This is a genomic window from Neptuniibacter pectenicola, from assembly GCF_001597735.1.
In the GTDB taxonomy this organism is placed as follows: Bacteria; Pseudomonadota; Gammaproteobacteria; order Pseudomonadales; family Balneatricaceae; genus Neptuniibacter; species Neptuniibacter pectenicola.
Genome location: NZ_LUTS01000007.1, coordinates 68,024 through 91,947 on the forward strand (window position 1 = coordinate 68,024; position 23,924 = coordinate 91,947).

A 23,924-nucleotide genomic window follows, 5' to 3' on the forward strand; every position below is an offset into this window, starting at 1 on the left:
GTTAGTCGTTCTGATTAAGCGGGAGTTTAAACAGATCGGGGTGTTGTTCCAGTGTATCAATTAAACGCTGCATCTCTTCCTGAGTGCCAATACTAATACGTAGGTAATTATCGATCCCCGGCTTACTAAAGTAACGGACGAGTATCTTCTTCGTACGTAAGTAGCCCATCAGTTCAGCTGCCTCTAACAGACGGTGGCGCGCAAAAAGGAAGTTGGTTTTTGAGGGCAGGCTAATAAAACCTAGCTCAGCCAAACGTTCCATCGTCCATTCACGGGTCTCTATGATTTTTTGCGTACTCTCTTCAAAGTAGGCCTGATCTTTAATAGCCGCTGTCGCTGATGCAATGGCGAGCATATCCAGCGGGTAAGAGTTAAAGCTATTTTTGACCCGTTCAAGGCCCGCAATAAGATCTTCATGCCCAATGGCAAAACCAACGCGCATCCCTGCCAATGAACGTGATTTGGAGAAGGTTTGCACGACTAAAACATTATCATAGCGTTGGGTTAGAGCAACCGCAGAGCGCGCACCAAAATCCACATAAGCTTCATCAATCACAATCACTGAATCAGGGTTACGTTTGATTAAGGCTTCGATCTCTCCCAACTCAATTGCCCGGCTGGTTGGGGCATTAGGATTGGCAAAAATAATGCCGCCATTTGGCTGATTGTAATCCTCTAAATTGAGCACAAACTCATCGCGTAGGGGGATCTGCTTATAAGCGATATCGTATAGGGTGCAGTACACTGGATAAAAGCTATACGTGAACTCCGGCATGAGCAGTGGCGCGTCTTGTTGGAAGAAAGCGGCAAAGGTATGGGCAAGCACCTCATCCGAGCCGTTACCGACAAAGACATGTTTCCGCTCTACGGCAAAATGATCGGCAATAGCCTCTTTTAACGCGGTGCAATCAGGGTCCGAATAAAGTCGTAGGCGATCGGTATCAAAGTCCCGAATCACGGCTGCCGCAAGGGGCGAGGGTGGATAAGGGTTCTCATTGGTATTGAGTTTTGTGATACCCGCTTCTTTAGGTTGTTCGCCGGGTACATAAGGGGTTAGACGCTTGATGGCGTCACTCCAAAATCTGCTCATCGTATAATCCGTAGTGGCTCGCATGGTTAGCAATTAAAAAATAGGTTTATGTGTGCGGATATAGATTTTTTAATCGGCTTGAAGAATAGCAGAAAAGCCGTTTATTCATAAGCCTGCGCGTTGAATGTTAATAGTTCAAGAATCTATCATCAAATTGCTTTATCCTATCTTTTTTTATGTCGGATATTCTTATGTCAACACAAAGCAGTGGTACGGATTTGGATGCAATCCAAAAATTAAATGATGAGCAGCTCTATGCTCTGTTTGTTAATGAGTCAGCCACATCCGGTGAGATCTGGATTCTAACGGACGAGCATGGCTGCGTTATGCTAAACACCGACGATGAAGATTGTGTACCCGTATGGCCAAGCAAGGTGTTGGCAGAGGCGTGGGCAACTGATGAGTGGGAAGCATGTAAGGCAGAGGCGATCTCACTGGCTAAGTGGTATAGCCATTGGACACCCGGCCTAGAAGATGACGAGTTTGCTGTCGTTATCTGTCCAATCGAAGGTAAAGATGGCCTTGTCGTCGCGCCCTATGAGCTGGATAAAGCCCTTAAAAAACGAGTTGAAAAACTCACCTCTTAGCGTTGCTTGAACAGTGTCGGCATTAGCGTATCAGAGTGACATAACGGGTATATAGGTATGCCAACCATCTAGGTTTTTGCCTTATACCCTCCATCCATGCCTTACTTTGCATCCATGCTTTGCGTGGCCATGTCGTGGTTAATTTTCCACGCTCGATTGACGATGTTAACGAACATTCCCCTCCGGTTACGCTTTTATTCCTGCAATATCGATCATTGAAGCGAGCGCCTATCGTTAGATCACGAGGGGTTTACGCTTTATCCTCTATTAGTTTATACCGTTATCTTATGTGAGATATTATTTCAATCCGTAGTCTAAAACACAGGTAGACAGTGGGGTGGGGTGGGGTGGGGTGGACGTATCAACCCGCAGGGGTGTAGGGCGGTCGGGTATACGGAAGTTCGGTTATACCGCCGCCTTAGTAGGGTTATTCTGGGTGTTGTTTAAGAAACATCGCGGTCACAGTATCCATGGTTTTAATATGATTAATAAACCAATTCCATACCGTACAGTTGATATATTGAGCAATGGATTCCCGGTCTTTGTTTGCTTCCCAATCGGTTATCGCCTGACGTAATTCAGTCAGCACTCGGTCATGCTCCCCTTTATGGCAGCCGTAAGGGGGAAAATTTACCCGTATCATCTGTTCTTCTTCACGGGAAAAGTGTGCTTGGTTATGCGCGAAGAAGGCTTCAAGCTGTAGGGTGACGTCATCATCAGAACTGTTTTCTATCGCCGCCAATAGGTTATCAACGATGCTTATCGCTTCTGCATGATCATCATTCATAAAGTCTATTGCGACCTGTGGTATTAACCTTGTATTGGGCATAACGGTCCGCCTATAAAGAATGTGAGTAGGTATCTTATGCGGATCAATAGAATTTAAAATTGATACCCATCAATAACATATATTTTAAATGCATTTATTTGTGGCCTGCTGGGCGCGGGCTGCTAAGTGAGTAACCAAATTAGACAGATAGTGGTAAGTATATTAACGCTATAGATTGGCAGGTTTTGTCTAATTTATTGATATAAAAGGATAAATATTCTTGGCTTGATTATTGCGATGTTATGTTTCCGAAGCAGTAGTGACTTAAAAATAATGATAACTCACAGGTGCTAACTCATGTGAGAGAGTCGAACTAGCACCGGTGACTCAAGCTGATACTGGCGGAGAAACAGATGTCCCAAATTGAAACCTTTTATGAGGTGATGCGACGACAAGGTATTACACGTCGTAGTTTTCTCAAATATTGCAGTTTAACCGCTGCGGCGTTGGGCTTAGGTCCAACCTTCGCGCCTAAGATTGCGAATGCTATGGAGACCAAAGAGCGTACCCCGGTTATTTGGTTACATGGTTTGGAGTGTACCTGTTGTTCGGAATCTTTTATTCGTTCAGCACATCCACTGGTTAAAGATGTCGTGCTGTCGATGATCTCATTGGATTATGACGACACATTGATGGCTTCTGCTGGGCATCAGGCTGAAGCGCTGCTTGAGGAAACCATTCAAAAATATAAAGGTAAGTACATTCTAGCGGTTGAGGGCAATCCACCGCTGAATGAAGATGGGATGTTTTGCATTATTGGCGGGAAGCCGTTTCTTGATCAGTTGAAACATGCGGCAAAAGATGCGGCAGCGGTTATTGCCTGGGGATCTTGTGCATCATGGGGCTGTGTTCAAGCCGCACGTCCTAACCCGACGCAGGCGGTGCCTATTCACAAAGTTATTACCGATAAACCGATTATTAAAGTGCCCGGTTGTCCGCCTATTGCTGAGGTGATGACTGGTGTTATTACCTATATGTTGACCTTTGGACGTGTGCCTGAACTTGATCGGCAAGGGCGGCCAAAAATGTTTTACAGCCAACGTATTCATGATAAATGCTACCGCCGTCCCCATTTTGATGCTGGGCAGTTTGTTGAAGAGTGGGACGATGAAGGGGCACGCAAAGGGTATTGCCTTTATAAAGTGGGCTGTAAAGGCCCAACGACCTACAACGCTTGCTCAACGGTACGTTGGAATGAAGGAACATCGTTCCCGATTCAGGCTGGGCACGGGTGTATTGGTTGTTCTGAAGATGGGTTCTGGGATAAAGGTTCGTTCTATGATCGCCTAACCGATATACATCAGTTTGGGATTGAGCAAAATGCTGATGAAATTGGTACCGCTGTTGCCGGAGGTGTAGGTGCTGCTATTGCAGCTCATGCTGCTGTAAGTGCTATTAAGCGCGCTCAGCATAAAGGAGATCAAGACTCATGAACAACCCATTAAATGCTAGTAGTTTAGATAACAGCGGGCGCCGCATTGTGGTCGACCCTGTTACCCGTATTGAAGGTCATATGCGCTGCGAAGTGAATGTTGATGAGAACAACATTATTCGTAATGCGGTTTCGACCGGTACCATGTGGCGTGGGTTAGAAGTGATACTTAAAGGGCGCGATCCGCGTGATGCATGGGCCTTTGTCGAGCGTATTTGTGGGGTGTGTACGGGTACCCATGCGTTAACGTCCTGCCGTGCTGTGGAGGATGCCCTTGGCATTCAAATACCACTTAATGCACATTTGATCCGTCATATGATGGATAAGACCCTACAGATCCATGATCATATTGTGCACTTTTACCACCTACATGCATTGGATTGGGTTAATCCCGTCAATGCGCTCAAAGCGGACCCTAAAGCAACGTCTGAGTTGCAGCAGATGGTTTCGCCGCATCACGCAAAATCCAGCCCCGGTTACTTTAAAGATGTCCAAACACGGCTGAAGAAGTTTGTTGAATCGGGCCAGTTAGGGCTCTTTGCCAACGGCTACTGGGATAACCCTGCGTATAAGCTACCGGCAGAAGCGGATCTGATGGCCGTTGCCCATTATCTAGAAGCACTTGACCTACAGCGGGATATTGTCAAAATTCACACCATTTTTGGTGGTAAAAATCCTCACCCAAATTATATGGTGGGGGGCGTTGCGTGCGCGATTAATCTTGATGGTGTGGGTTCTTCCGGTGCGCCGGTCAACATGACAAGCCTTAACTTTGTACTTGAACGTATTCGCGAAGCACAAGCGTTTACGAATAATGTATACATTCCCGATGTGATGACCATCGCCGGTGTTTATAAGGACTGGTTGTATGGGGGAGGCTTATCCAGCACTAATCTTCTCTCTTACGGTACTTACACCCAAGTACCTTATGACAAGTCTACGGATCTACTGCCTGCCGGAGCCATTGTGAATGGTAACTGGGATGAGGTGCTACCGGTTGATGTGCGTGATCCTGAACAGATTCAGGAGTTTGTTGATCACTCTTGGTATAACTACGAAGGCGAGAAGAAAGGCCTCCATCCGTGGGATGGTGAAACCCAGCCAAATTTTGAGTTAGGCCCTAACACCGTGGGGACTAAAACGGATATTAAAGAGCTAGACGAATCGGCTAAATATAGCTGGATTAAAGCCCCCCGTTGGCGTGGTCATGCGATGGAAGTGGGGCCGTTAGCGCGCTATATCATCGCCTATGCGTCCGGCCAAGAACGGGTACAGGAACAGGTTGATCGCTCGCTTTCTGGTTTTAATCAATCAACAGGACTTAATCTTGGTTTAAAACAATTCTTACCTTCAACGATAGGACGTACTTTAGCGCGGGCCCTTGAATGCCAGCTGTGTGCCGACACTATGTTAGATGATTGGCATCAGTTGATCGGTAACATTAAAAATGGTGATAGCTCTACCGCTAATGTTGAAAAGTGGGATCCTAGTAGCTGGCCGAAAGAGGCGATGGGGGTTGGTATTAATGAAGCGCCCCGTGGTGCATTAGGTCACTGGATTAAAATCAAAGACGGCAAAATTGAGAACTATCAAGCGGTTGTGCCAACAACGTGGAATGGCTCGCCCCGTGATAGTGATGGCAATATTGGCGCGTTTGAAGCCTCCTTGTTGAATACGCCGATGGAAAGGCCTGATGAGCCGGTAGAGATCCTACGTACTTTGCACAGTTTTGATCCTTGCTTGGCGTGTTCAACCCATGTCATGTCAGAGGATGGTCAGGAACTGACTAAAGTAAAAATTCGCTAAGTGTGTATCCCACGATAGGCACTTCGGAGGCTATTAATATGCGTTCTACAGTTGAAGATAACGAGGTAGGTATCACCCAAGGGACGCCGGAAACGGCCCCCATTATCCGGCAACAGACAGCGGTGTATGTGTATGAAGCACCGTTAAGATTGTGGCACTGGGTCACAGTGTTTTCTATCATCACGCTCTGTGTTACCGGTTACTTTATCGGCTCGCCCCTTCCGACTATGCCGGGGGAGGCGAGTGATAACTTTGTTATGGGATATATTCGCTTTGCTCACTTTTCGGCGGGGTATATCGTTGCGGTTGCTTTTATCGGCCGTATCTATTGGGCCTTTGTTGGCAATAGCCATGCCCGTGAACTGTTTCTACCACCTATGTGGAAAGCCACCTTTTGGCGGGAAGCGTTTCACGAAGTGCGCTGGTACCTGTTCTTAGAGAAGATTCCTAAAAAGTACATTGGGCATAACCCACTGGGCCAGTTGGCGATGTTCTTCTTTTTTGTCTTGGGTATCAGTTTCATGATCGTGACAGGGTTTGCGCTCTATGGTGAAGGGCTGGGCCAAGGTAGCTGGGCAGATCAGCTTTTTGGCTGGGTTATTCCTGCAATGGGGCAGAGCCAAGATGTACATACCTGGCACCATTTAGGTATGTGGTACCTGATCACCTTTGTCATGATCCATGTCTATGTGGCTATTCGTGAGGACATTATGTCGCGTCAGAGCCTGATCTCTACCATGATTGGCGGTTGGCGAATGTTTAAAGATGATAAACCTGATTAAGCAGATCAAAAGCGCGTTTGATTAGCGTCGTAAAGCGTTCCAATTCGTTTGTTGTTGCCGGAAGACGTTGAGTCTTCCGGTTTTTTTTTAAGGTCGTGTCTATGCGTAGCAATGCTTACAAACCTGAGCCTCATTTACGCTTCTCTCAGCGTAAACCGGAACACCCCGGTCTCTTTTTAGAACGCTGTTATTTAAAGCCCCTTGCTATTAGTCAATCGGAGCTCGCACGGCACTTAGGCATATCGCGACGGCGGATCAATGAAATTGTTAATGCTCAGCGGGCTGTCAGCGCCGATACCGCATTAAAGCTAGCGGTGTTCTTTCAAACCACGCCAATGTTTTGGTTAGAAAAACAGCAGCTATGGGAGTTGTATGAGGCGACACGGAAAAAATAATGACAAATCATTGAATATTCCTCTCAGGCGTTACTCAAAGGTCATATAGTATCAACCGAGGTCTGGTGCTTTAATTACTATTGTTTTTATTAGTATTGAATTCATCGATGTAAGGATTTGTGTGACTTCCTTCTTCTATCTTAAGATAGTCAAACCTGTTTTTCCCCGTCATCTCACGGTCAAACTGAGTCTTTATTGCTTGTGTCTCTACGGTAGCCTCTTTTCGATTATGAGTTACGCAAGCATTGATATCAGCCACACCTATACCGCACCTTTAGGTAATGAAAGTCGCTACCTGCTAGAAGATGAATCACCTTTAACGGTAGAAGAGGCGCGCTTAGCGCTCCACAGTAAAGGGATCGCTCCGCATCAGGGGGTGCTTAACTTTGGCATTAATTCAAAGCCCGTTTGGCTCTACTTTACTATTGAAAATCCAAGTGCCGAATTAATGACCCGTTTTATTCGCGTTGAAGCCTCTTGGCTGGACCAAGTGGATATCTACTTTTTCTCAAATGATCGGCTGATTAACGCGCAGAGTGGGGGTGATAAGTACCCATTTGATCAGCGCCAAGTGGATGATCGCTTTATCATATTTCCCCATGACTTTGATGTAGGCCAGACCGAAGTCTTGATGCGTCTCAGCTCCCCTGATCCTTTAAATATCCCTATTTACCTATTATCTCTTGACGAGATGCACCAGAAAACGCTCAATGATGGTTACTTTTATGGCGCGATTTATGGGTTTTTGTTGGCGCTCCTTGCTTACAATATTCTGCTTTCCTTCAGCTTAAAAAGCCGCCGCTATCTGTATTACTCGCAATACCTATTCTTTTTTATACTCATGAACCTCAGTTATACCGGTCATGGCTATCAGTGGTTATGGCCTGAACAGGTTACTTGGCAGCTGTGGTTGAATCCTATCTTAATGTTGGCTTATGCGACGACAGGATTGATGTTTGCTACTCGGTTTTTAGATACGCAAAAAAAGTTGAAGCGACTCCATTACATCATAGGTTTTACATGCTGGTCGTTGATACTGTTAGGCGCGCTCTTTATTTTGCTGGGCGATAATGTGCGATTACTTTATCTCGCATTTTTCGCCATTATCCCCTTCGCCTCCTTGATGATTACCTCAGGCGTGGTTGGTATGTTTAATGGTATAAAAGAAGCACGTTATTTTGCGGCGGCCACGATTTTTGTAACGGTTGGCGCTGTGTATACAACGCTTACGGTGTCGGGTGTGATCGAATATAGTAACCTCGGTTTTCATGCGCTGGAAATAGCCATGTTGATCGAAGCGGTACTTTTCGCATTAGCGTTGTCCTACCAGTTTAAGATTATTCAAGATGGGAAAATTACGGCGGAGCGGTTAGCGGATATCGACCCATTAACTGGCCTCTACAATCGACGGGGCTTATATAAAATACTAACCCCCTTATTGAATGTTTCATTAAGAAAAAAGAGAGCGTTAAGTTTATTACTGCTCGATATTGATTACTTTAAACAGATTAATGACCTTTATGGCCATACGCAGGGGGATAAGGCGCTGCGTCAACTATCGAAGCTGCTATTAAACGAGGCCAGAAACGGTGATCTGATCGGACGCTGGGGCGGTGAAGAGTTTATTTTACTGCTTTCAGAAACCACCGAGGCTGAAGCGCAGGTGTTGGCTCAGCGCATCGTAGATAAAGTATCCGAGCTGAGCTTGGCCGTTGCGGATAAAGAGGTCAACATTACGGTAAGTATCGGTGTATCGTGTTTGGAGACGCCGACAGAAACCTTTGATGATTTGTTAGACCAAGCTGATAAGGCGTTATATCAAGCAAAGTCGAAAGGGCGAAACCGAGTGGTTCTAGCTCAAGCGAACTAGCCGTGCCTTGCTGTAGTCGCGTGCTACCCCTGTTTGCCTCTTAAACGTACTAAAAGGAAAATCCATGCCTCATTTTTTAATCGACTGTTCTGAAACGCTCTTCAGCCTACAGCCAGAAAGCGCCATTATTGAACAAGTACATGCGGTTGCAAAATCGACTGAACTGTTTCATGAGAATGATATAAAAGTCAGAGTTAATACTTATAAAAATTACTCTACAGGGACGAAAACTGAAGATTTTATTCATGTGTTTTCTCATATCATGGAAGGCCGAAGCGATGAGCAAAAAGTCGGTCTAACAAAGGCTATCGTCACTAAACTAGTCGCTATGCTTCCCACTGTACCTAATGTTGGGGCGAATGTTGTAGAGCTAGAAAAAGCCAATTACTTCAATAGAAATATGCTTTAAGCTAAATAGATTCAATAAAACATTTAAATCTAATGACAAACTACCTAAGCGGGCATAGGGCCGTTTTAGGTGGGTTTGTGATCAGGTTTGCATGCTCCCTAGCATACTTATCCTTATGTGCTGCATAGTTCCCCCCTTAGATATGATCATTACCTCTTCTTAATGTTGCTAGGTTGAGCGGGTACTGCTATTGCCTGAAAAGGCGATGAGCGTTTTGACGAGGTTCGAGGGCGCTAAAGAGCGGTGTTTTTTTATGGATGCTATAAAGCAATGACCGAGGCTTATTCAATAAGGTGTATACTCGGCTTACTGTTATAAGGCATGCAACGCGTTGAGAAACCCCGCTTAGTTATCACACGACGTTGTATAAGAATACGAGTTTAGTCTAAAGGACGGTTTAATGAGTGTGTGGAATCAAGATAGGTACATTAAAGCATGGAACTACGCTTCTGTAGCACATAATGGGCAACAGATTCCCGGCAAAGAGATACCTTATATTAATCACATTGGTCTTGTTGCCATGGAAGCGATGGCCGCTGTGGCTCATGACCCTATTGAGAGGCCCGATTTATTAGTCGTTTGTGCTTTATTGCATGACACTATTGAAGACACAACGACCTCATTTGCTGATATTGAAGCAGCTTTTGGCCTTGATGTCGCTAAGGGGGTTATGGCGCTCTCTAAAGATAAAACGCTTCCCACGAAAGAGGCGCAAATGATTGATAGTTTAAACCGGATCAGAAAAGAGCCTAAAGAGGTTTGGATGGTTAAACTATCGGATCGAATTACTAATCTGCAAGCACCTCCACACCATTGGACTAAAGAAAAAATAGCCAAGTATAAAAATGAAGCTATCGTGATTTTAGAGGCTTTGGGAGAGGCTAATCGCTATTTAGCTGACAGGTTAAGCTTGAAGATAAAAGAATACCAACAATATGAATAAGTTAGCATAGGCGGTCGCTTCTGTGTTCTGTTAGCGGCGGGTAATTAACACCGCAAGTGTCCCTATCAATAGACGGCGTCTACCTTTAACGAATAACCCTTGATCGGAATAGATATGAAATTATTAGTACGCAATTTAGATCGTTTAACAACAGAAGAAGAGCTAAAAAGTTTGTTTCAAGAGTTCGGGGCGGTTCAGTCCTGCAACTTAGTTATTGATAGCGATGGTGGTACGTCTAAAGGTTTTGCGTTTGTTGAGATGCCAAAGCCCGGTGAAGCTAAAGCCGCAATCAGTAACTTAAACAACAAAACGGTTGGCCATAACAGAATACGTGTTAAAAAAGCCGAAGATAAAAAGGCTGAAGTTAAAAAGGGATAGCCCCCCATCCTCTTATCTCTGATAACCGAGCAGTTAACATCACATTCACTATATAAGACGTTTGCACAGTGGAAAACGAAGAGAGTAGCTGGACGGTTTGTCTGGAATGTCAGGGACGCGGTAAGCGACGCCGACGGCTACGTAAAAAAGTACGGCTAAGTTACCAAAGGGCGTTGGATGCGTTTGAAAAAACGAACGCTGAACCGTCGATGGCGCCCGTTCGTCCTAAAGGCCACCTTGAAGACTGCGTAAACTGCGGTGGTTCAGGGCTACTGCCTTCTGCGCAGCCCCCCTCGGTCGATAGTGAAAACTACCCGCACGTTGCCATTATTGGTGGCGGTATTGGTGGGGTTGCTTTAGCCGTAGCCTGTTTGCACCGCGGTATTCCTTTTAGCCTTTATGAGCGCGACAGTGGGTTTGATACTCGCTCTCAGGGGTATGGGTTGACCTTACAGCAGGCGAGTAAAGCGATAGAAGGCTTGGGCCTTTTTACGTTAGATCAGGGGGTAGTTTCCACACGGCATCTGGTTCATACGACCGCAGGTAAAGTGATCGGTGAGTGGGGAGTACGAAAGTGGATGGCTTCAGGCGTGAATACATCGCCAAAACGAACCAATATTCATATTGCACGGCAATCTTTGCGTTTAGCGTTGCTGGATCAGCTTGGTAGCCACGATGTGGTGCAGTGGGGGCATCAGCTAGTCGATGTTCAAACATCTGAGGATGAAAAGGTTAACCTGAGTTTTAACGTCGATGGAACGATGAAACAGGTTCAAGCTGACCTTGTCGTTGGTGCGGATGGTATTCGCAGTGCCGTACGCCAGTTACTCATGGATGAAGAGGTTACGCCTTTACGTTACCTTGGCTGTATTGTCATTTTAGGTATTTGCCCTTTAGCTGATCTAAACGGTCTTGAGTCTGAGCTACTTGATGGGGCTACAGTATTTCAAACGGCTAATGGTAATGAACGGATCTACATGATGCCCTATGATTCAGATTCAGTGATGTGGCAGCTTAGCTTCCCAATGCCCGAAGCGGAGGCTAAAGCGTTGAGTGAACAAGGCGCACAAGCGCTTAAAGATGAAGCGTGCCGCAGAACGCAATGGCATCAACCTATACCTCAGATTTTAGCTGCAACCCAACCATCTCTGGTCTCGGGCTATCCGGTGTATGACAGAGCACTGCTGACCCCCGAACGGCTGGCGAAAGTGGGGCAGGCGACATTGATCGGCGATGCGGCACACCCGATGAGCCCCTTCAAAGGGCAAGGCGCAAACCAAGCGCTATTGGATGCCCTCGCGCTGGCCCGAGGCATCGCAAAAGGGTGTAGAGCCTTATCTAAATGGCGTGAGGTGGGTATTAGGGAAAGCGTACTTAGCGAATTTGAGGCAGAAATGTTAGCGCGCAGTGCGGTCAAAGTGAAAGGCTCTGCCGAGGCTGCAGCGTTCCTGCATTCAGACATTGTGCTCCATGAAGGGGATGAACCTAGAGGTCGTTGCTTAAAACGAGAAAAGCCTTAACCACGCTTCACACAGGCTTTATTGAAGAGTAACGACGATGACCAATAAAGGGTTGTGCGTTTTGCAGCGTCTAGACTTGATGCCTCTAATGTAGAGGTCACTATTAACACGTAACTCAATTTTAAGTGAGCTTAATCAACGCATTAACTTAACGACTTAAGTAATCTTAAGGAGTTGAATTTGCGATCCTAATTGACTTTCCGGTCAATTATATACTGCGTTCTATATGGATTTTTAATCGAATATCACATGACAGCCTAACCCTAAATTTATAAGTCCCGTTCATAGTCATTGCTGAAATAGAGCATATATAGGCTGTTTTTGTGTTAGCGCTAAGCATTTACATGGAGTTTTTAAATGCGAACTAAGCTGGTGGCATCTGTTTTTTTATGTATGGTTAATCAGGCTTTTGCTGATGAACCCAATTTATGTCGTGATGTAGAGACCGTGTACTTCTCGTGTGCGAGTGAGAATAAGGTGATCTCTATATGTTTAACACAAGGATTTAGTCCTAAGCTAGGTGAACTCACCTATCGTTATGGAGTAAAGGATCATATCGAATTGGAATTTTCGTCGAGTTATGCGGATTTGAATGCGAAGTATGCATTTGGATCTTCATCTTATGCTAAAGGAAGTACCTCCGAACTCGCCTTCACCTTAGACGATTTTACGTATACCGTTCATCAAGATCTGCATGTTTTTCGGCCTAATAGTTCAGGTGTTTTTGTTGAACGCAAGGGCAAGGTGCTGGCATATAAAGCGTGTACTCATCCACGTCAATCCCATAAAAATCGCTTATTTGACCTGGAAAAGGTGGGCCTGCTCGTCGGTGAGACGAGAGGGCTTGGCACTCTAGGAGAATAATACATCTACTCTATTTTTTCGATTAGGCGGTTTTTTTATGGAACGAAGAATTAAACATCTCAAAATTTCTCTCATCGTAGAGATGTTACTCGGCAGTATTTTTGCTGCTTTTATGGCTCTGATTTTAGGCACGATGGCGACTGACTCGCCCACCTCAACAGGCATCGATTTTGTTATGGGGGCATTGATGGGTTTTTGTTTAATCGCGATTCCTTCCGTACTTATTCCCGCACTGTCTCTTCGTGAGCTAAAACGTTTTCCTGAGAAAAAGACATCGAACATAAACTATATCAACAGTGCAATAGTGACATTGTTTATATTTTTCCCGTTGGGCGTTTGGCAGATCTACAACCTTGTTAAACTTAACAAGTCTGAGTGAATATCGGCGGCCTACTACCTTATTCGGCCAAAGGTTGGCCTCCTACAAAGACCTATTAATATCGGTCTTCTGTAGGAGCTCACCCCGTGAGCGAAAGGGTCAGAGCGAGTTCTGCTTTATTCGGCCAAAGGTTGGCCTCCTACAGGGCGCGTTAATATGGTTTTTGTAGGCGCCCACCCCGTGAGCGAAAGGGTCAGAGCGAGTTCTGCTTTATTCCGCCAAAGGTAGGCCTCCTACAAAGGCGCGTTAATATGTTTTTTGTAGGCGCTCCCCCCCGTGAGCGAAAGGGTCAGAGCGAGTTCTGCTTTATTCGGCCAAAGGTTGGCCTCCTACAAGGGCGCGTTAATATGGTTTTTGTAGGCGCTCAGCCCTTGAGCGAAAGGGTCAGAGCGAGTTCTGCGTTATTCGGCCAAAGGTTGGCCTCCTACAAAGGCGCGTTAATATGGTTTTTGTAGGCGCTCATCCCGTGAGCGAAAGGGGCAGCGTGCGATTCTACCGGTTTCGGTCAAAGGTTGGCCTCCTACAAGGGCGAGTTAATATGGTTTTTTTTGTAGGCGCTCACCCTGTGAGCGCATCTGATTTTGACAATGCACGGTAAAAGGCAGTATATTCGCTGCCGTCGAATAATTTCGATTTCGTTCTCGGGGCGGGGTGAAACTCCCCACCGGCGGTAAAGAATTATTTCTAAGCCCGCGAGCGCCTTTAAGAGCTTTCTTTTAGGGTCAGCAGATCTGGTGTGATTCCAGAGCCGACGGTTATAGTCCGGATGATAGGGAACGTGTCAGACAAAATAGTAAACTACACCGCTTACCTTAGTGGTGTAGTGTCGCGCTATGCGGCGTATTTTTCCTGTCCGTTCGCCCTGATTCACTTTCTATTTATAGGATTTTGTAATGAATCAGAGCTCAACGAATTTCAATCCTGCAACACAACGAATTGCTTTTCTACATGCGACGTGGCATGAAGAGATCGTTCTCAATTGTCTGGATGGATTTAAAAAAGAGTTAACTTCACGTGGGTATGATCTATCACTGATCGAGGTGATCGCTGTACCTGGTGCGTTTGAAATACCCTTGCAAGCAAAACTGCTGGCGAAAAGTGGCCAGTACGCAGCGATTGCCTGTAGCGGTCTTGTTGTGGATGGTGGTATCTATCGCCATGACTTTGTTGCACAAGCGGTCTGTAGCGGCTTAATGCAGGTTCAATTAGAAACTGAGGTGCCGGTGTTAACCGCAGTACTCACGCCCCATCACTTTCATGAGCATGATGAGCATAAAGACTACTTTTCTCACCACTTTATAAAGAAAGGTGTTGAGTTAGCACATGCATGTGATCAGGCCGTTCAGCTCACTGAAAAAGCGAAGCGGGCACTATAAGCCTACCGATCGCTTCGTAATACTGCGTTATACGATGGCGTTTATATCACTCGGTATATTCGCCATTTATCGGCATAATGACGATACCCGCCTATAAACGAGTTCATCATGTTTAAACGATTCCGCAGCTGGTTGGAAAATCGGCGCGTTAAAAAAATGGGCTTTACCGCGCAGCAGTGGGAGTCAGCCATCGCTGATTGGCCCGTGATGGAACGCTATCAAGGTGCTGAACGGGATGCCTTGCGGGAGATGACCTTCCGCTTTTTGGTGCGCAAAGACGTTGTCCCCGGTGGTGATTTCCAACTTACCCCTGAAATCTGTTTGAACGTAGCCACAATGGCTTGTGTGCCTATCTTGCACTTAGGTTTAGATTGGTACGATCACTGGTATACCCTTATCATTTACGAGGGAGATTTTATCCCTAACCGCCCTTACCGTAGTGAAGATGGGGTGGTTCATCCTCAAGCACCGGGCTTGAGTGGTGAGGCGTGGTCTAAGGGGCCTGTTATCTTATCTTGGCAATCAGTGTGTGAAAGTGGGGCACATGCGCGTCAGACTAAAGCGAGCAATGTGGTCATACATGAACTCGCCCACAAACTGGATATGCTACGTGATGGTGCTAATGGCGCACCGCCTATGCACCCAAATATGCAAGCAGGGGAGTGGCACGATATCTTTACGGCGGCGTGGGACCGTTTACAGGATGACTATAAAAAGCACCGCCCACTGCCTCTAGACGATTATGCTTTAACCGATCCTGCTGAATTTTTTGCTGTATGCAGTGAAACCTTTTTTGAAGATCCAAAAAATATGAAGGCGCACATGCCAGAGGTGTACAGGTTACTCTGCCAGTTCTACCGCCAGCAGCCCGTACCGGTTGCTATACCGGCCATGTAATCACTCAATAAAATCCATATAAAAATGACCTATATCTTTACGGACTTTCGTAAGAAATGGAACGACTCTGATGTAGGAGCTCACCCTGTGAGCGAAGGTCTTGTATTGCCACCCAGCTTAGGTTAAAAATAGTTATAAATCAGACAGGTGGATGTCTGGCATGGGTAGATATACAGCACCTTTTAATCGGGTAATGTAGATCAATTGTTAATGCGCATGCTCGTTTTGTCACGGAAGAGTGCGCTTCGATTCTTTAGTTTCTCCTTCCTTTTCAAATGGTTACATCTGTTTTTAACCAATAGCGGTGCGGGTAGATATACGGACCCCTGTATATCAATTGTTAATATGCACGCTTGTTTTGTTACGGAAGAGTATAATTTTTTTATAATTATTCCTTTCTTCTCAAATAGTTACATCTGTTTTTTTAACAAATAGCGATGTGGGAAGATGCACGGACCCCCGTATATACAAATGTTAGGACTCATACTATGGAAAGCCAAGAAGTCATTGATGCATTTCGGCAACAGCTAGATCAGGTTTCCGCTCGGGGTGTTGACCAATTGCAAGTTTCGGCATTACGCAACTATCTAAATGCATTAGAGCGCGATGCTGGAACTTCACAAGAATCCCGCCGGCAAAAACACGAAGGCATGCTTGCCCATTATGCAGCGCAAAGTCAGCACAGCATAGCAATGTTAAATGCTGTCTTGGAGGCCGGAAAAAGTGCGCTCCATGCTCTGCTTATAATCAATGGTGGCGCGGTTATAGCTCTGCTAGGTGTTTTGAGTAACTTAGCAGGCAAAGATTCTGGCGCTACGTTTGCGAGCATGTTGGCATTACCATTGTTATTGTTTGGTGTAGGGGTTCTCTCTGGCGCCATCGGTTTCTCATTTAGGTATTTCAGCCAAGCATGCTACTCGGAAAGTGAGGATGAAAATGATAAATATCACAAGAGGGGGCATGTCTTCAGGTACTTGGCTATTGCGTCGGTATTCGTGGGGTTCAGCGCCTTTGGGTATGCAATGTATGGCGCATATCAGGCAGTTATCTGTGGCTTCACGCCCTAACAATCGCAGGCAAAGCGACGCCAAAAAGCGGCGCGCTTGCTGCGGGCGTTAGTTTTCTTTGAAACGGAGTGATACTATAGTGATACATTTTAATTTAAGGTGTTACTATGAGAACTGAAGTTGTCACGACGTTAAAGCGGCAAGCAACAAAGCTGCTCGCTGATCTGCATGAGTCAAAAGAACCTATTCTTATAACTGAGCATGGTCAGCCATCAGCCTATTTGCTTGACGTAGCTGATTACGAGTTAATGGTAGAACGGATGAAAATCCTAGAAGGTATCGCGAAAGGCGAGCAGGCTATCCGTGAAGGTCGAACAGTGGATATGTCACAAGCCAAAGAGAAGATGAGTAAATGGCTCAAATAATTTGGACTGAGCCGGCACTAGATGATCTAAACCATATAGCTGAGTATATTGCAGTGAGTCATCCGTTCGCTGCGAGGCAATTAGTAGAAAAAGTTTTCAATAAGGTGGAAAGGCTCGAACAATTTCCTGACTCAGGCCGAATCCCTGAAGAGATTTCGACTTTAAATTATCGAGAATTAGTCGTAAACCCTTGCCGCGTTTTCTACAAAGTTGATAAGGATTTAGTTTATATTCTTCACGTGTTAAGGCAAGAGCGAGATTTACGAAAGTTTTTACTATCTGGCGAAAATGAAAACTAACTAGCGTTCAACTGAACTTCACTTGTTAAAATAACAAAAGTAAAAGCCGGTAGCGACGAGCGGCAATAAAGCACACAACGGGGTCGGGTCTTGCATATTGGTGACTTAATACCTAACTAGGCCCATATTTTTAAGTTGATTTATTGTTGTTTTTGATAGATTTTCCCAAGGCGTGAAAATGAAAGGGGTCAGAGCCCTTTAAGCTGTTATAAACTCAAGGATGAATCCATGAAAGCACGTGAAGTTCTTAAAGATTGTTGGGCTGCATGTGACCTGCTAGACGTAGAAACGGACCCTCAACGATTTAAACTCCTTTGGATATCAGCCATTGCTCTTCTCTGGGCCGTTGGGCACGTCTTGGACAAAGTTGATGGCGCAGAGAATCAAGACAGAAAGACCGCCATTACAAAAGCATGGAGTTCTTGGCAAGCCAATAAACGCGAAAACAAGATATTCTGGGAATTTATAGACAAAGAACGAAATGTGCTTCTCAAAGAGTATGAAGTTGGATTTATGTCTATGAATGGTTCTGTCATCATTCGTCGTGGCGATCACACCGGTGAATTAAGAAATGAGCTGTTTTGTCCTCTAAGTGACGGAGAGTTTACCGGTGAAGACTGTAGAGATGTTATTAGGGATGCTTTGTTGTGGTGGGAAGTGCAGCTAAAAGATATAGAGGCACAAATCACTTAACAAGGTCAATTAGAAAGGACCGCTTACTAGCCGCTTCCTTTGTTCCGGCGGCTTCTGTTGGTGGTATTAAACGTCACAAGGAGTGTTTGTGGAATTCTTTCTAATGCTGCTTATACCACTTGGCTTTATTGGAGTCTTTCTTGCTGCTCCCTTTTGGATATCTCAGGCAACGAAAGCCGAACATGACGAAGTACTTACCGAATCCAAAAAATATGAAGGAAAAGAGAGAGAAAAATTCATAGAAACAAAACGAGAGGAAAAACGCCTTAGCGAATACGTTAATAGCATCTCGGGAGGGGTTTTATTAATGTGCATAGCTGGACTATCCCTGATGTCTGGTGAGCTATCATTCCGCAGAGGTGAACCAATAGTTACTCAAGCTGATGGTGATGATCGATTTTTTGCTTTTGTAGGTATTACTTTTGTGTTGGGCGTCTTGTTTACTGGATATGGATTAATAGGGAAGTTGAAGAATGGGACGTTTAACAAATAGCTGTAGTGGATCATTGTCGCTGAATTCACAACGGGGTCAGGTCTTGCATCGTGCATATTGGTGACTAATACCTAATTAAGCCCATATTTTTAAGTTGATTTATTGTTGTTTTTAATAGGCTTTCACAAGACGCGTGAATTATGTCAGACCGCTAAGAATCGAATTTTTAGGTGCGTTATGTCGCTTAACTTCCAGAGGTAATGCGCACAATGCAAGGCCTAACCCTTAGGTTCTCTTAAAATAACAAAAGTAAAACCCGGTTGTGACTCCCCGCAATAAAAAATCATATCCCCAAACCTTTCCGTCCTATTCCCTTTCTGTGTGCTATACATATTAGCAATATATCAATTAGCGCTTGTCTAAGTAGTTACCTATAAAGCTTGATAGTGAAAACCTATGGAGCGAATAGGGAGATACATTTTCATATAAAGCCTGAAGTGGTTAATAGTGTTGTGTCAGTAGCGTTTAATGAAATACCGCTAAAAACTTACTTATTACGCGATAAACCGGAGAAGAGTCATGTCTAATAATAAATGCCCTGTGATGCACGGTGGTGCTACAGAGAGCAGTATGACGGCAATGGAGTGGTGGCCTAAGGCCCTAAACCTCGATATTTTGCATCAGCACGACAGCAAGACTAACCCGATGGGCGAAGCGTTTAACTATCAGGACGCGGTAAAACAGCTTGATGTTGAGGCGCTTAAAAAAGATATGCATGCCCTAATGACCGACAGCCAAGCGTGGTGGCCCGCCGATTGGGGGCATTATGGTGGACTAATGATCCGTATGTCTTGGCATGCGGCAGGTACCTATCGTATTGCGGATGGGCGCGGTGGGGCCGGTACGGGTAATCAGCGTTTTGCCCCGATTAACTCATGGCCAGACAATGCCAATTTAGATAAGGCCCGTCGTCTCCTTTGGCCGATCAAAAAGAAATATGGTAACAAGCTTAGTTGGGCTGATTTGATTGCCTATGCGGGCACGATTGCGTATGAATCAATGGGGTTAAAAACCTTTGGTTTTGCCTTTGGTCGTGAAGATATTTGGCACCCAGAAAAAGATACTTATTGGGGTGCAGAAAAAGAGTGGCTTGCGCCAAGTGGCAGTGAAGGTAGCCGTTACTCCGGTGAACGAGATCTTGATAACCCCTTAGCCGCAGTGATGATGGGGCTTATTTATGTTAACCCTGAAGGGGTGGATGGCAATCCCGATCCGCTTAAAACCGCCCATGATATCCGCGTTACCTTTGAACGTATGGCGATGAACGATGAAGAAACCGTTGCGCTGACCGCAGGGGGCCATACCGTCGGTAAATGTCACGGTAATGGTGATGCCGAGTTGTTGGGGCCAGAACCTGAAGGGGCGGGGCTCGAAGACCAAGGCTTTGGTTGGTTAAATAAAACCAAGCGCGGTATTGGCCGTGACATGGTGACCAGCGGTATAGAAGGGGCATGGACCACACACCCAACCCAGTGGGACAACGGTTATTTTAAACTGCTACTTAACTACGAATGGGAGCTGAAAAAGAGCCCAGCCGGTGCATGGCAGTGGGAGCCTATCAATATCAACGAAGATGATAAGCCTGTCGATGTTGAAGACTTATCAGCCCGCTACAATCCGATTATGACCGACGCCGACATGGCGATGAAAATGGACCCTGAATACCGGAAGATATCCGAGAAATTTCAACAGGATCAGGCTTATTTTTCTGAAGTCTTTGCCCGTGCATGGTTTAAATTAACCCATCGTGATTTAGGCCCCAAAGCCCGCTATATCGGTCCCGATGTGCCAGCGGAAGACCTTATCTGGCAAGACCCTGTACCCGCAGGAAATACTGATTACGCAGTCCAAACCGTAAAAGATAGAATCGCTGCCAGTGGCTTGAGCGTGAGTGAGATGGTCGCTACCGCATGGGACAGTGCACGTACCTTCCGTGGCTCGGACAAGCGTGGTGGTGCCAACGGCGCACGTATTCGCCTTGCGCCGCAAAAGGACTGGGAGGGGAACGAACCTGAACGTTTAGCCAAGGTGTTGGCTGTGGTTGAGGATATCGCAAACGAAACCGGTGCCAGCGTTGCTGACGTGATTGTTCTGGCGGGTAATGTGGGTGTTGAGCAGGCCGCAAAAGCGGCAGGTTTTGAGGTGAATGTACCGTTTACCCCCGGACGCGGTGATGCCACCGATGAGATGACTGACGTGGATTCGTTTGATGTACTTGAGCCTGTACATGACGGCTACCGGAACTGGTCAAAACGGAATTACGCGGTTAGCCCCGAAGAGTTATTGCTAGACCGTACCCAACTGATGGGCTTAACCGCGCCAGAGATGACGGTACTTGTCGGCGGTATGCGTATGTTAGGCACCAACTATGGTGGCACTCAACATGGTGTGTTTACTGAGCAAGAAGGGGCACTAACCAATGACTATTTCGTCAACCTTACGGATATGAATTACAGCTGGAAGCCTAGTGGCCAGAACCTGTATGAAATTCGTGACCGTCAGACGAATCAAGTGAAATGGACAGCCACAAGCGTTGATTTAGTCTTTGGTTCTAACTCAATTCTACGCTCATACGCCGAAGTCTATGCCCAAGATGACAACAAAGAGAAGTTTGTGCAGGACTTTGTAGCCGCATGGGTCAAAGTGATGAACGCTGATCGTTTTGATATAGCTTAATACCCGCCCTATAAATCCCACCTGCGTTAACATTGCAGTGTGGGATCTACTTTATCTCAGTCGAAACACCGCTTCGGCCAAAGGTTGGCCTCCTACAAGGGTGCCTGCCTATCGTTCTTTTGTAGGCGCCCGCCCCGTGAGCGAAAGGGACAGCGTGGGGTTCTACCGGTTTCGGCCAAAAGTTAGCTCCCTACAAAGACCTCTTAATATCGGTCTTCTGTAGGAGCCCACCCTGTGAGCGAAAGGGACAGCGTGCGATTCTACCGGCTTCGGCCAAAGGTTGGCCTCCTACAAGGGTGCCTGTATATCGTTCTTCTGTAGGCGCCCGCCCCGTGAGCGAAAGGGGCAGCGTGGGGTTCTACCGGCTTCGGCCAAAGGTTGGCCTCTTATAAGGACGCTTTAATATCGTTCTTCTGTAGGAGCCCACCCCGTGAGCGAAAGGGGCATCGTGCGATTCTACCGGTTTCGGCCAAAGGTTGGCCGCCTACAAAGGATCGCTTTTTTGTAGGAGCTCACCCCGTGAGCGAAAAGGGCAGGGTGCGATTCTACCGGCTTCGGCCAAAGGTTGGCCGCCTACAAGGATCGCTTTTTTGTAGGAGCTCACCCCGTGAGCGAAAGGGGCAGCGTGCGATTCTACCGGCTTCGGCCAAAGGTTAGCTCCCTACAAAGCGTTCTAAATATTAGCTCACGCCTTTATTATCACCAAAGTCGACGGTGACTTGGTAGCGTCCTTGTTCATCGGTGATTTCATAAAACCAGCCGTGGCGCTTAATGATTTTTTCACTCAGCTGTAAGCCTAAACCATACCCTGTTGCTACTTTCTTGTTTGAGGCGTCATCTATTGAGGATGTCGTATCATTATTATGGTTGCTGTTAATAATGGTGGTACGGCTGCCAACCTGCTTGATCTTTACTTCACCATAGCTGGTATGTTGGTAAGCATTACGAATCAGGTTGCTTAACACAATATGGCAGGCGGTTGCTCTTACATTGACCCTGCAGGGCTCGCCTTCGATCTGCACCTCAACGCTTTTGTCATTAAGCAGATAATCGAGCTCGTCACACAAAAGATTAATTTTTGCATGGAGGTTGACGGGTTCGGGTGCCATATCGTGCTCATCGTCACGGCTCAGCCAAAGCAATGTTTCGGTTAAGTCGCTCATGGTTAAGCCTGCTCGTTGTATACGCTGTAACGTGAGCTGTTGTTTGTCACTGAGGGGCGACTTTTCACTGAGTCGTGTGAGTAGGTCCACATTGCTTCGAATAACAGAGATGGGGGTGCGCAACTCGTGACTGGCGTAACTCAAAAAACGTTGCTCGCGTTCTAAGCTTTGGTGGGCCGAGATGAGACTGCTCTGGACTAATGAGGCGAGCACATTGAGTTCGTTATAACTGAAGTCCGGCGGTGAATGTTGAACGCTGTCTTGGTTAAGTGATTTGGCCCAGTTTTTTAAGGATTCGATAGGCTTAGCGATTTTTTGCATAATCATGACTAAGACAAATGAAAAGATAATAATGGCGGCAAGGGCGGTAAAAAGAGCCCAATAGAGACGGTTTTTTTTAGGGACTTGAGCGCCGGGGTGCTCAAGTCCGTTGTTTTCGAGTATATTTTTTGAGACGAACCGTTTTTCGCCCTCATCGGTATAGGCTAATACCACAAAGAAAAGGTTTTCAGGAATAGAAAAGACCGACGACTGGTCTTTTCTTTTTTGAAGTTGATTGGCGTCTTGTGGTGGTGACTCGAAGCGTTGTTGAATAACAGCGGGGGTATCTTGCCAGCGCTTAGCAACATGAAAACCGATGACATTGACGGGGTGTCCATCTTCCACTTCGGTTGTTTTCGCGATATCAATCATCACGCTGTTTAAGCCTTTATCGAGCCCATTAATAAAGTAATTAACGCTTAATAAAGAGAAACCAATCGCCATGACCGAGCCAAGTAGGACGACACTGATGAAAAAATACAGTTTGAGACTTGGCCGGATTTTCACGATAAGGCTCCTTCATTTTTCTCTTTAATGGCAAAGCCAACACCTGAAATGGTCTCTAATGTAATGTTGCTCATCTCTGCATCAAGCTGTTTGCGTAGATGGTGGATATGTACTTTTAGACTATTACTGTCTGGCTGTTCATCGCCCCATACCGCTTGCATAATCTGTTGGCGACTGACCGCTTGTGGGCTGGCACGTACTAAGACTTCTAATAATTTAAATGCGATAGGGGATAGTTTTAGCTTGTGTTGTTTTAACTGGGCACTGTGTTGAGTTAAGTCGAGGCTCAAATCACCTAACATTAACCGCTTTACTTCGCCGCTACGACGTTTTGACAGTACGTGCACCCGTGCCACGAGCTCTTTTATGGCAAAGGGCTTTATTAGGTAGTCATCACTGCCGGCTTCAAATCCTTGCAGTTTATTCTCAAGGCTGTCACGCGCCGTTAGCATGAGTACAGGAATATCCATGCCCCTTTCGCGTAGGGTGCTACACAAGGTTAACCCGTCCATTTTAGGCATATTAATATCGAGTATTATCATTTGATAATGATTACGCTCTATTAAATTTAGCCCCATTAGTCCATTACTGGCGTGGTCGCAATCAATGGACTCAAGTTCGAGATAATCAACAATGGTGGTGGCAAGATCAATATCATCTTCAACCAGTAGTACATGTGTCATGCAGAAACTATTCCTTTATCTTTTCTCGCTGCCGTATCGCGATCACGCGCTGTATAGGGGGCGAGTTCAACGGATAGTATGGCCGTTTTCACCTATTTAT

General features: G+C 45.9%; 24 protein-coding genes and 1 riboswitch. Of the genes, 20 read left to right on the forward strand and 4 right to left on the reverse strand.

Annotation, left to right across the window (positions count from 1 at the left end; genetic code table 11):
• Position 1: 1 nt before the first annotated feature.
• Positions 2-1,090 (reverse strand): histidinol-phosphate transaminase, encoded by a 1,089-nt coding sequence (hisC, locus tag A3773_RS10500; RefSeq protein WP_156473500.1) that lies wholly within the window; start codon positions 1,088-1,090, stop codon positions 2-4.
• A 191-nt stretch (positions 1,091-1,281) separates the two neighbouring features.
• Here hisC and A3773_RS10505 point away from each other — a divergent pair, with 191 nt between their 5' ends.
• Entirely contained in the window at positions 1,282-1,677 is a 396-nt protein-coding gene (locus tag A3773_RS10505) for a DUF2750 domain-containing protein (protein ID WP_067985765.1), read from the forward strand.
• A 427-nt stretch (positions 1,678-2,104) separates the two neighbouring features.
• Here the strand turns inward: A3773_RS10505 and A3773_RS10510 are convergent, their stop codons facing one another.
• Positions 2,105-2,506 (reverse strand): bacteriohemerythrin, encoded by a 402-nt coding sequence (locus A3773_RS10510; RefSeq protein ID WP_067985767.1) that lies wholly within the window; start codon positions 2,504-2,506, stop codon positions 2,105-2,107.
• A gap of 353 nt (positions 2,507-2,859) precedes the next feature.
• Between A3773_RS10510 and A3773_RS10515 the strand changes: the two genes are divergently transcribed.
• From A3773_RS10515 to katG, 19 genes are all read left to right on the forward strand, one after another.
• Entirely contained in the window at positions 2,860-3,939 is a 1,080-nt protein-coding gene (locus A3773_RS10515) for a hydrogenase small subunit (protein WP_067985769.1), read from the forward strand.
• The gene (locus tag A3773_RS10520; protein ID WP_067985771.1) at positions 3,936-5,744 is read left to right on the forward strand and encodes a nickel-dependent hydrogenase large subunit; all 1,809 of its coding nucleotides are present in this window, start codon (positions 3,936-3,938) and stop codon (positions 5,742-5,744) included. The genes A3773_RS10515 and A3773_RS10520 overlap by 4 nt, the downstream gene beginning before the upstream one ends.
• A 38-nt stretch (positions 5,745-5,782) precedes the next feature.
• A complete protein-coding gene (gene cybH / locus A3773_RS10525; RefSeq protein WP_082800604.1) occupies positions 5,783-6,526 on the forward strand; it encodes a Ni/Fe-hydrogenase, b-type cytochrome subunit in 744 nt (247 codons plus the stop codon).
• 101 nt (positions 6,527-6,627) lie between these two features.
• Positions 6,628-6,921: a HigA family addiction module antitoxin gene (locus tag A3773_RS10530; RefSeq protein ID WP_067985773.1), complete on the forward strand. Its 294-nt coding sequence runs from the start codon at positions 6,628-6,630 to the stop codon at positions 6,919-6,921.
• A gap of 229 nt (positions 6,922-7,150) precedes the next feature.
• Positions 7,151-8,791 carry a diguanylate cyclase gene (locus A3773_RS10535; protein WP_067985775.1) on the forward strand — a complete coding sequence of 547 codons (1,641 nt, stop codon included), beginning with the start codon at positions 7,151-7,153 and terminating at the stop codon, positions 8,789-8,791.
• A 64-nt stretch (positions 8,792-8,855) separates the two neighbouring features.
• The gene (locus A3773_RS10540) at positions 8,856-9,200 is read left to right on the forward strand and encodes a 5-carboxymethyl-2-hydroxymuconate Delta-isomerase (RefSeq protein WP_067985777.1); all 345 of its coding nucleotides are present in this window, start codon (positions 8,856-8,858) and stop codon (positions 9,198-9,200) included.
• A gap of 400 nt (positions 9,201-9,600) precedes the next feature.
• Positions 9,601-10,143: an HD domain-containing protein gene (locus A3773_RS10545; protein WP_067985778.1), complete on the forward strand. Its 543-nt coding sequence runs from the start codon at positions 9,601-9,603 to the stop codon at positions 10,141-10,143.
• A gap of 114 nt (positions 10,144-10,257) precedes the next feature.
• Positions 10,258-10,521 (forward strand): RNA recognition motif domain-containing protein, encoded by a 264-nt coding sequence (locus A3773_RS10550; RefSeq protein WP_067985780.1) that lies wholly within the window; start codon positions 10,258-10,260, stop codon positions 10,519-10,521.
• A gap of 68 nt (positions 10,522-10,589) precedes the next feature.
• Positions 10,590-12,041 carry an FAD-dependent oxidoreductase gene (locus A3773_RS10555; protein ID WP_067985783.1) on the forward strand — a complete coding sequence of 484 codons (1,452 nt, stop codon included), beginning with the start codon at positions 10,590-10,592 and terminating at the stop codon, positions 12,039-12,041.
• Between the two features lie 357 nt (positions 12,042-12,398).
• Positions 12,399-12,905 carry a hypothetical protein gene (locus A3773_RS10560; RefSeq protein ID WP_067985785.1) on the forward strand — a complete coding sequence of 169 codons (507 nt, stop codon included), beginning with the start codon at positions 12,399-12,401 and terminating at the stop codon, positions 12,903-12,905.
• A 37-nt stretch (positions 12,906-12,942) separates the two neighbouring features.
• Positions 12,943-13,284: a hypothetical protein gene (locus tag A3773_RS10565; protein WP_067985787.1), complete on the forward strand. Its 342-nt coding sequence runs from the start codon at positions 12,943-12,945 to the stop codon at positions 13,282-13,284.
• Positions 13,285-13,917: 633 nt separating this feature from the next.
• A riboswitch (FMN riboswitch) is annotated at positions 13,918-14,066 on the forward strand.
• A 111-nt stretch (positions 14,067-14,177) separates the two neighbouring features.
• Positions 14,178-14,660 carry a 6,7-dimethyl-8-ribityllumazine synthase gene (locus A3773_RS10575; protein ID WP_067985791.1) on the forward strand — a complete coding sequence of 161 codons (483 nt, stop codon included), beginning with the start codon at positions 14,178-14,180 and terminating at the stop codon, positions 14,658-14,660.
• A gap of 108 nt (positions 14,661-14,768) precedes the next feature.
• On the forward strand, positions 14,769-15,557 hold the full coding sequence (locus A3773_RS10580; RefSeq protein ID WP_067985793.1) for a M90 family metallopeptidase: 789 nt from the start codon (positions 14,769-14,771) through the stop codon (positions 15,555-15,557).
• 488 nt (positions 15,558-16,045) lie between these two features.
• On the forward strand, positions 16,046-16,624 hold the full coding sequence (locus tag A3773_RS10585) for a hypothetical protein (protein ID WP_067985795.1): 579 nt from the start codon (positions 16,046-16,048) through the stop codon (positions 16,622-16,624).
• A 107-nt stretch (positions 16,625-16,731) separates the two neighbouring features.
• Positions 16,732-16,989, forward strand: coding sequence for a type II toxin-antitoxin system Phd/YefM family antitoxin (locus A3773_RS10590; protein ID WP_067865658.1), 258 nt, complete (start codon positions 16,732-16,734; stop codon positions 16,987-16,989).
• Positions 16,977-17,288, forward strand: coding sequence for a type II toxin-antitoxin system RelE/ParE family toxin (locus tag A3773_RS10595; protein ID WP_067865644.1), 312 nt, complete (start codon positions 16,977-16,979; stop codon positions 17,286-17,288). Before A3773_RS10590 ends, A3773_RS10595 begins: the two co-directional genes overlap by 13 nt.
• Before the next feature lie 228 nt (positions 17,289-17,516).
• Positions 17,517-17,981 carry a hypothetical protein gene (locus A3773_RS10600; protein WP_067985797.1) on the forward strand — a complete coding sequence of 155 codons (465 nt, stop codon included), beginning with the start codon at positions 17,517-17,519 and terminating at the stop codon, positions 17,979-17,981.
• An 88-nt stretch (positions 17,982-18,069) separates the two neighbouring features.
• The gene (locus A3773_RS10605; protein ID WP_156473501.1) at positions 18,070-18,474 is read left to right on the forward strand and encodes a hypothetical protein; all 405 of its coding nucleotides are present in this window, start codon (positions 18,070-18,072) and stop codon (positions 18,472-18,474) included.
• A 519-nt stretch (positions 18,475-18,993) separates the two neighbouring features.
• Positions 18,994-21,150 (forward strand): catalase/peroxidase HPI, encoded by a 2,157-nt coding sequence (gene katG / locus A3773_RS10610; RefSeq protein ID WP_067985802.1) that lies wholly within the window; start codon positions 18,994-18,996, stop codon positions 21,148-21,150.
• A gap of 680 nt (positions 21,151-21,830) precedes the next feature.
• Here katG and A3773_RS10615 read toward each other — a convergent pair.
• Together A3773_RS10615 and A3773_RS10620 are read right to left on the reverse strand one after the other, a co-directional pair.
• Positions 21,831-23,141 (reverse strand): sensor histidine kinase, encoded by a 1,311-nt coding sequence (locus A3773_RS10615; RefSeq protein ID WP_067985804.1) that lies wholly within the window; start codon positions 23,139-23,141, stop codon positions 21,831-21,833.
• The gene (locus A3773_RS10620; protein WP_067985806.1) at positions 23,138-23,824 is read right to left on the reverse strand and encodes a response regulator transcription factor; all 687 of its coding nucleotides are present in this window, start codon (positions 23,822-23,824) and stop codon (positions 23,138-23,140) included. Before A3773_RS10620 ends, A3773_RS10615 begins: the two co-directional genes overlap by 4 nt.
• Positions 23,825-23,924: the final 100 nt, after the last annotated feature.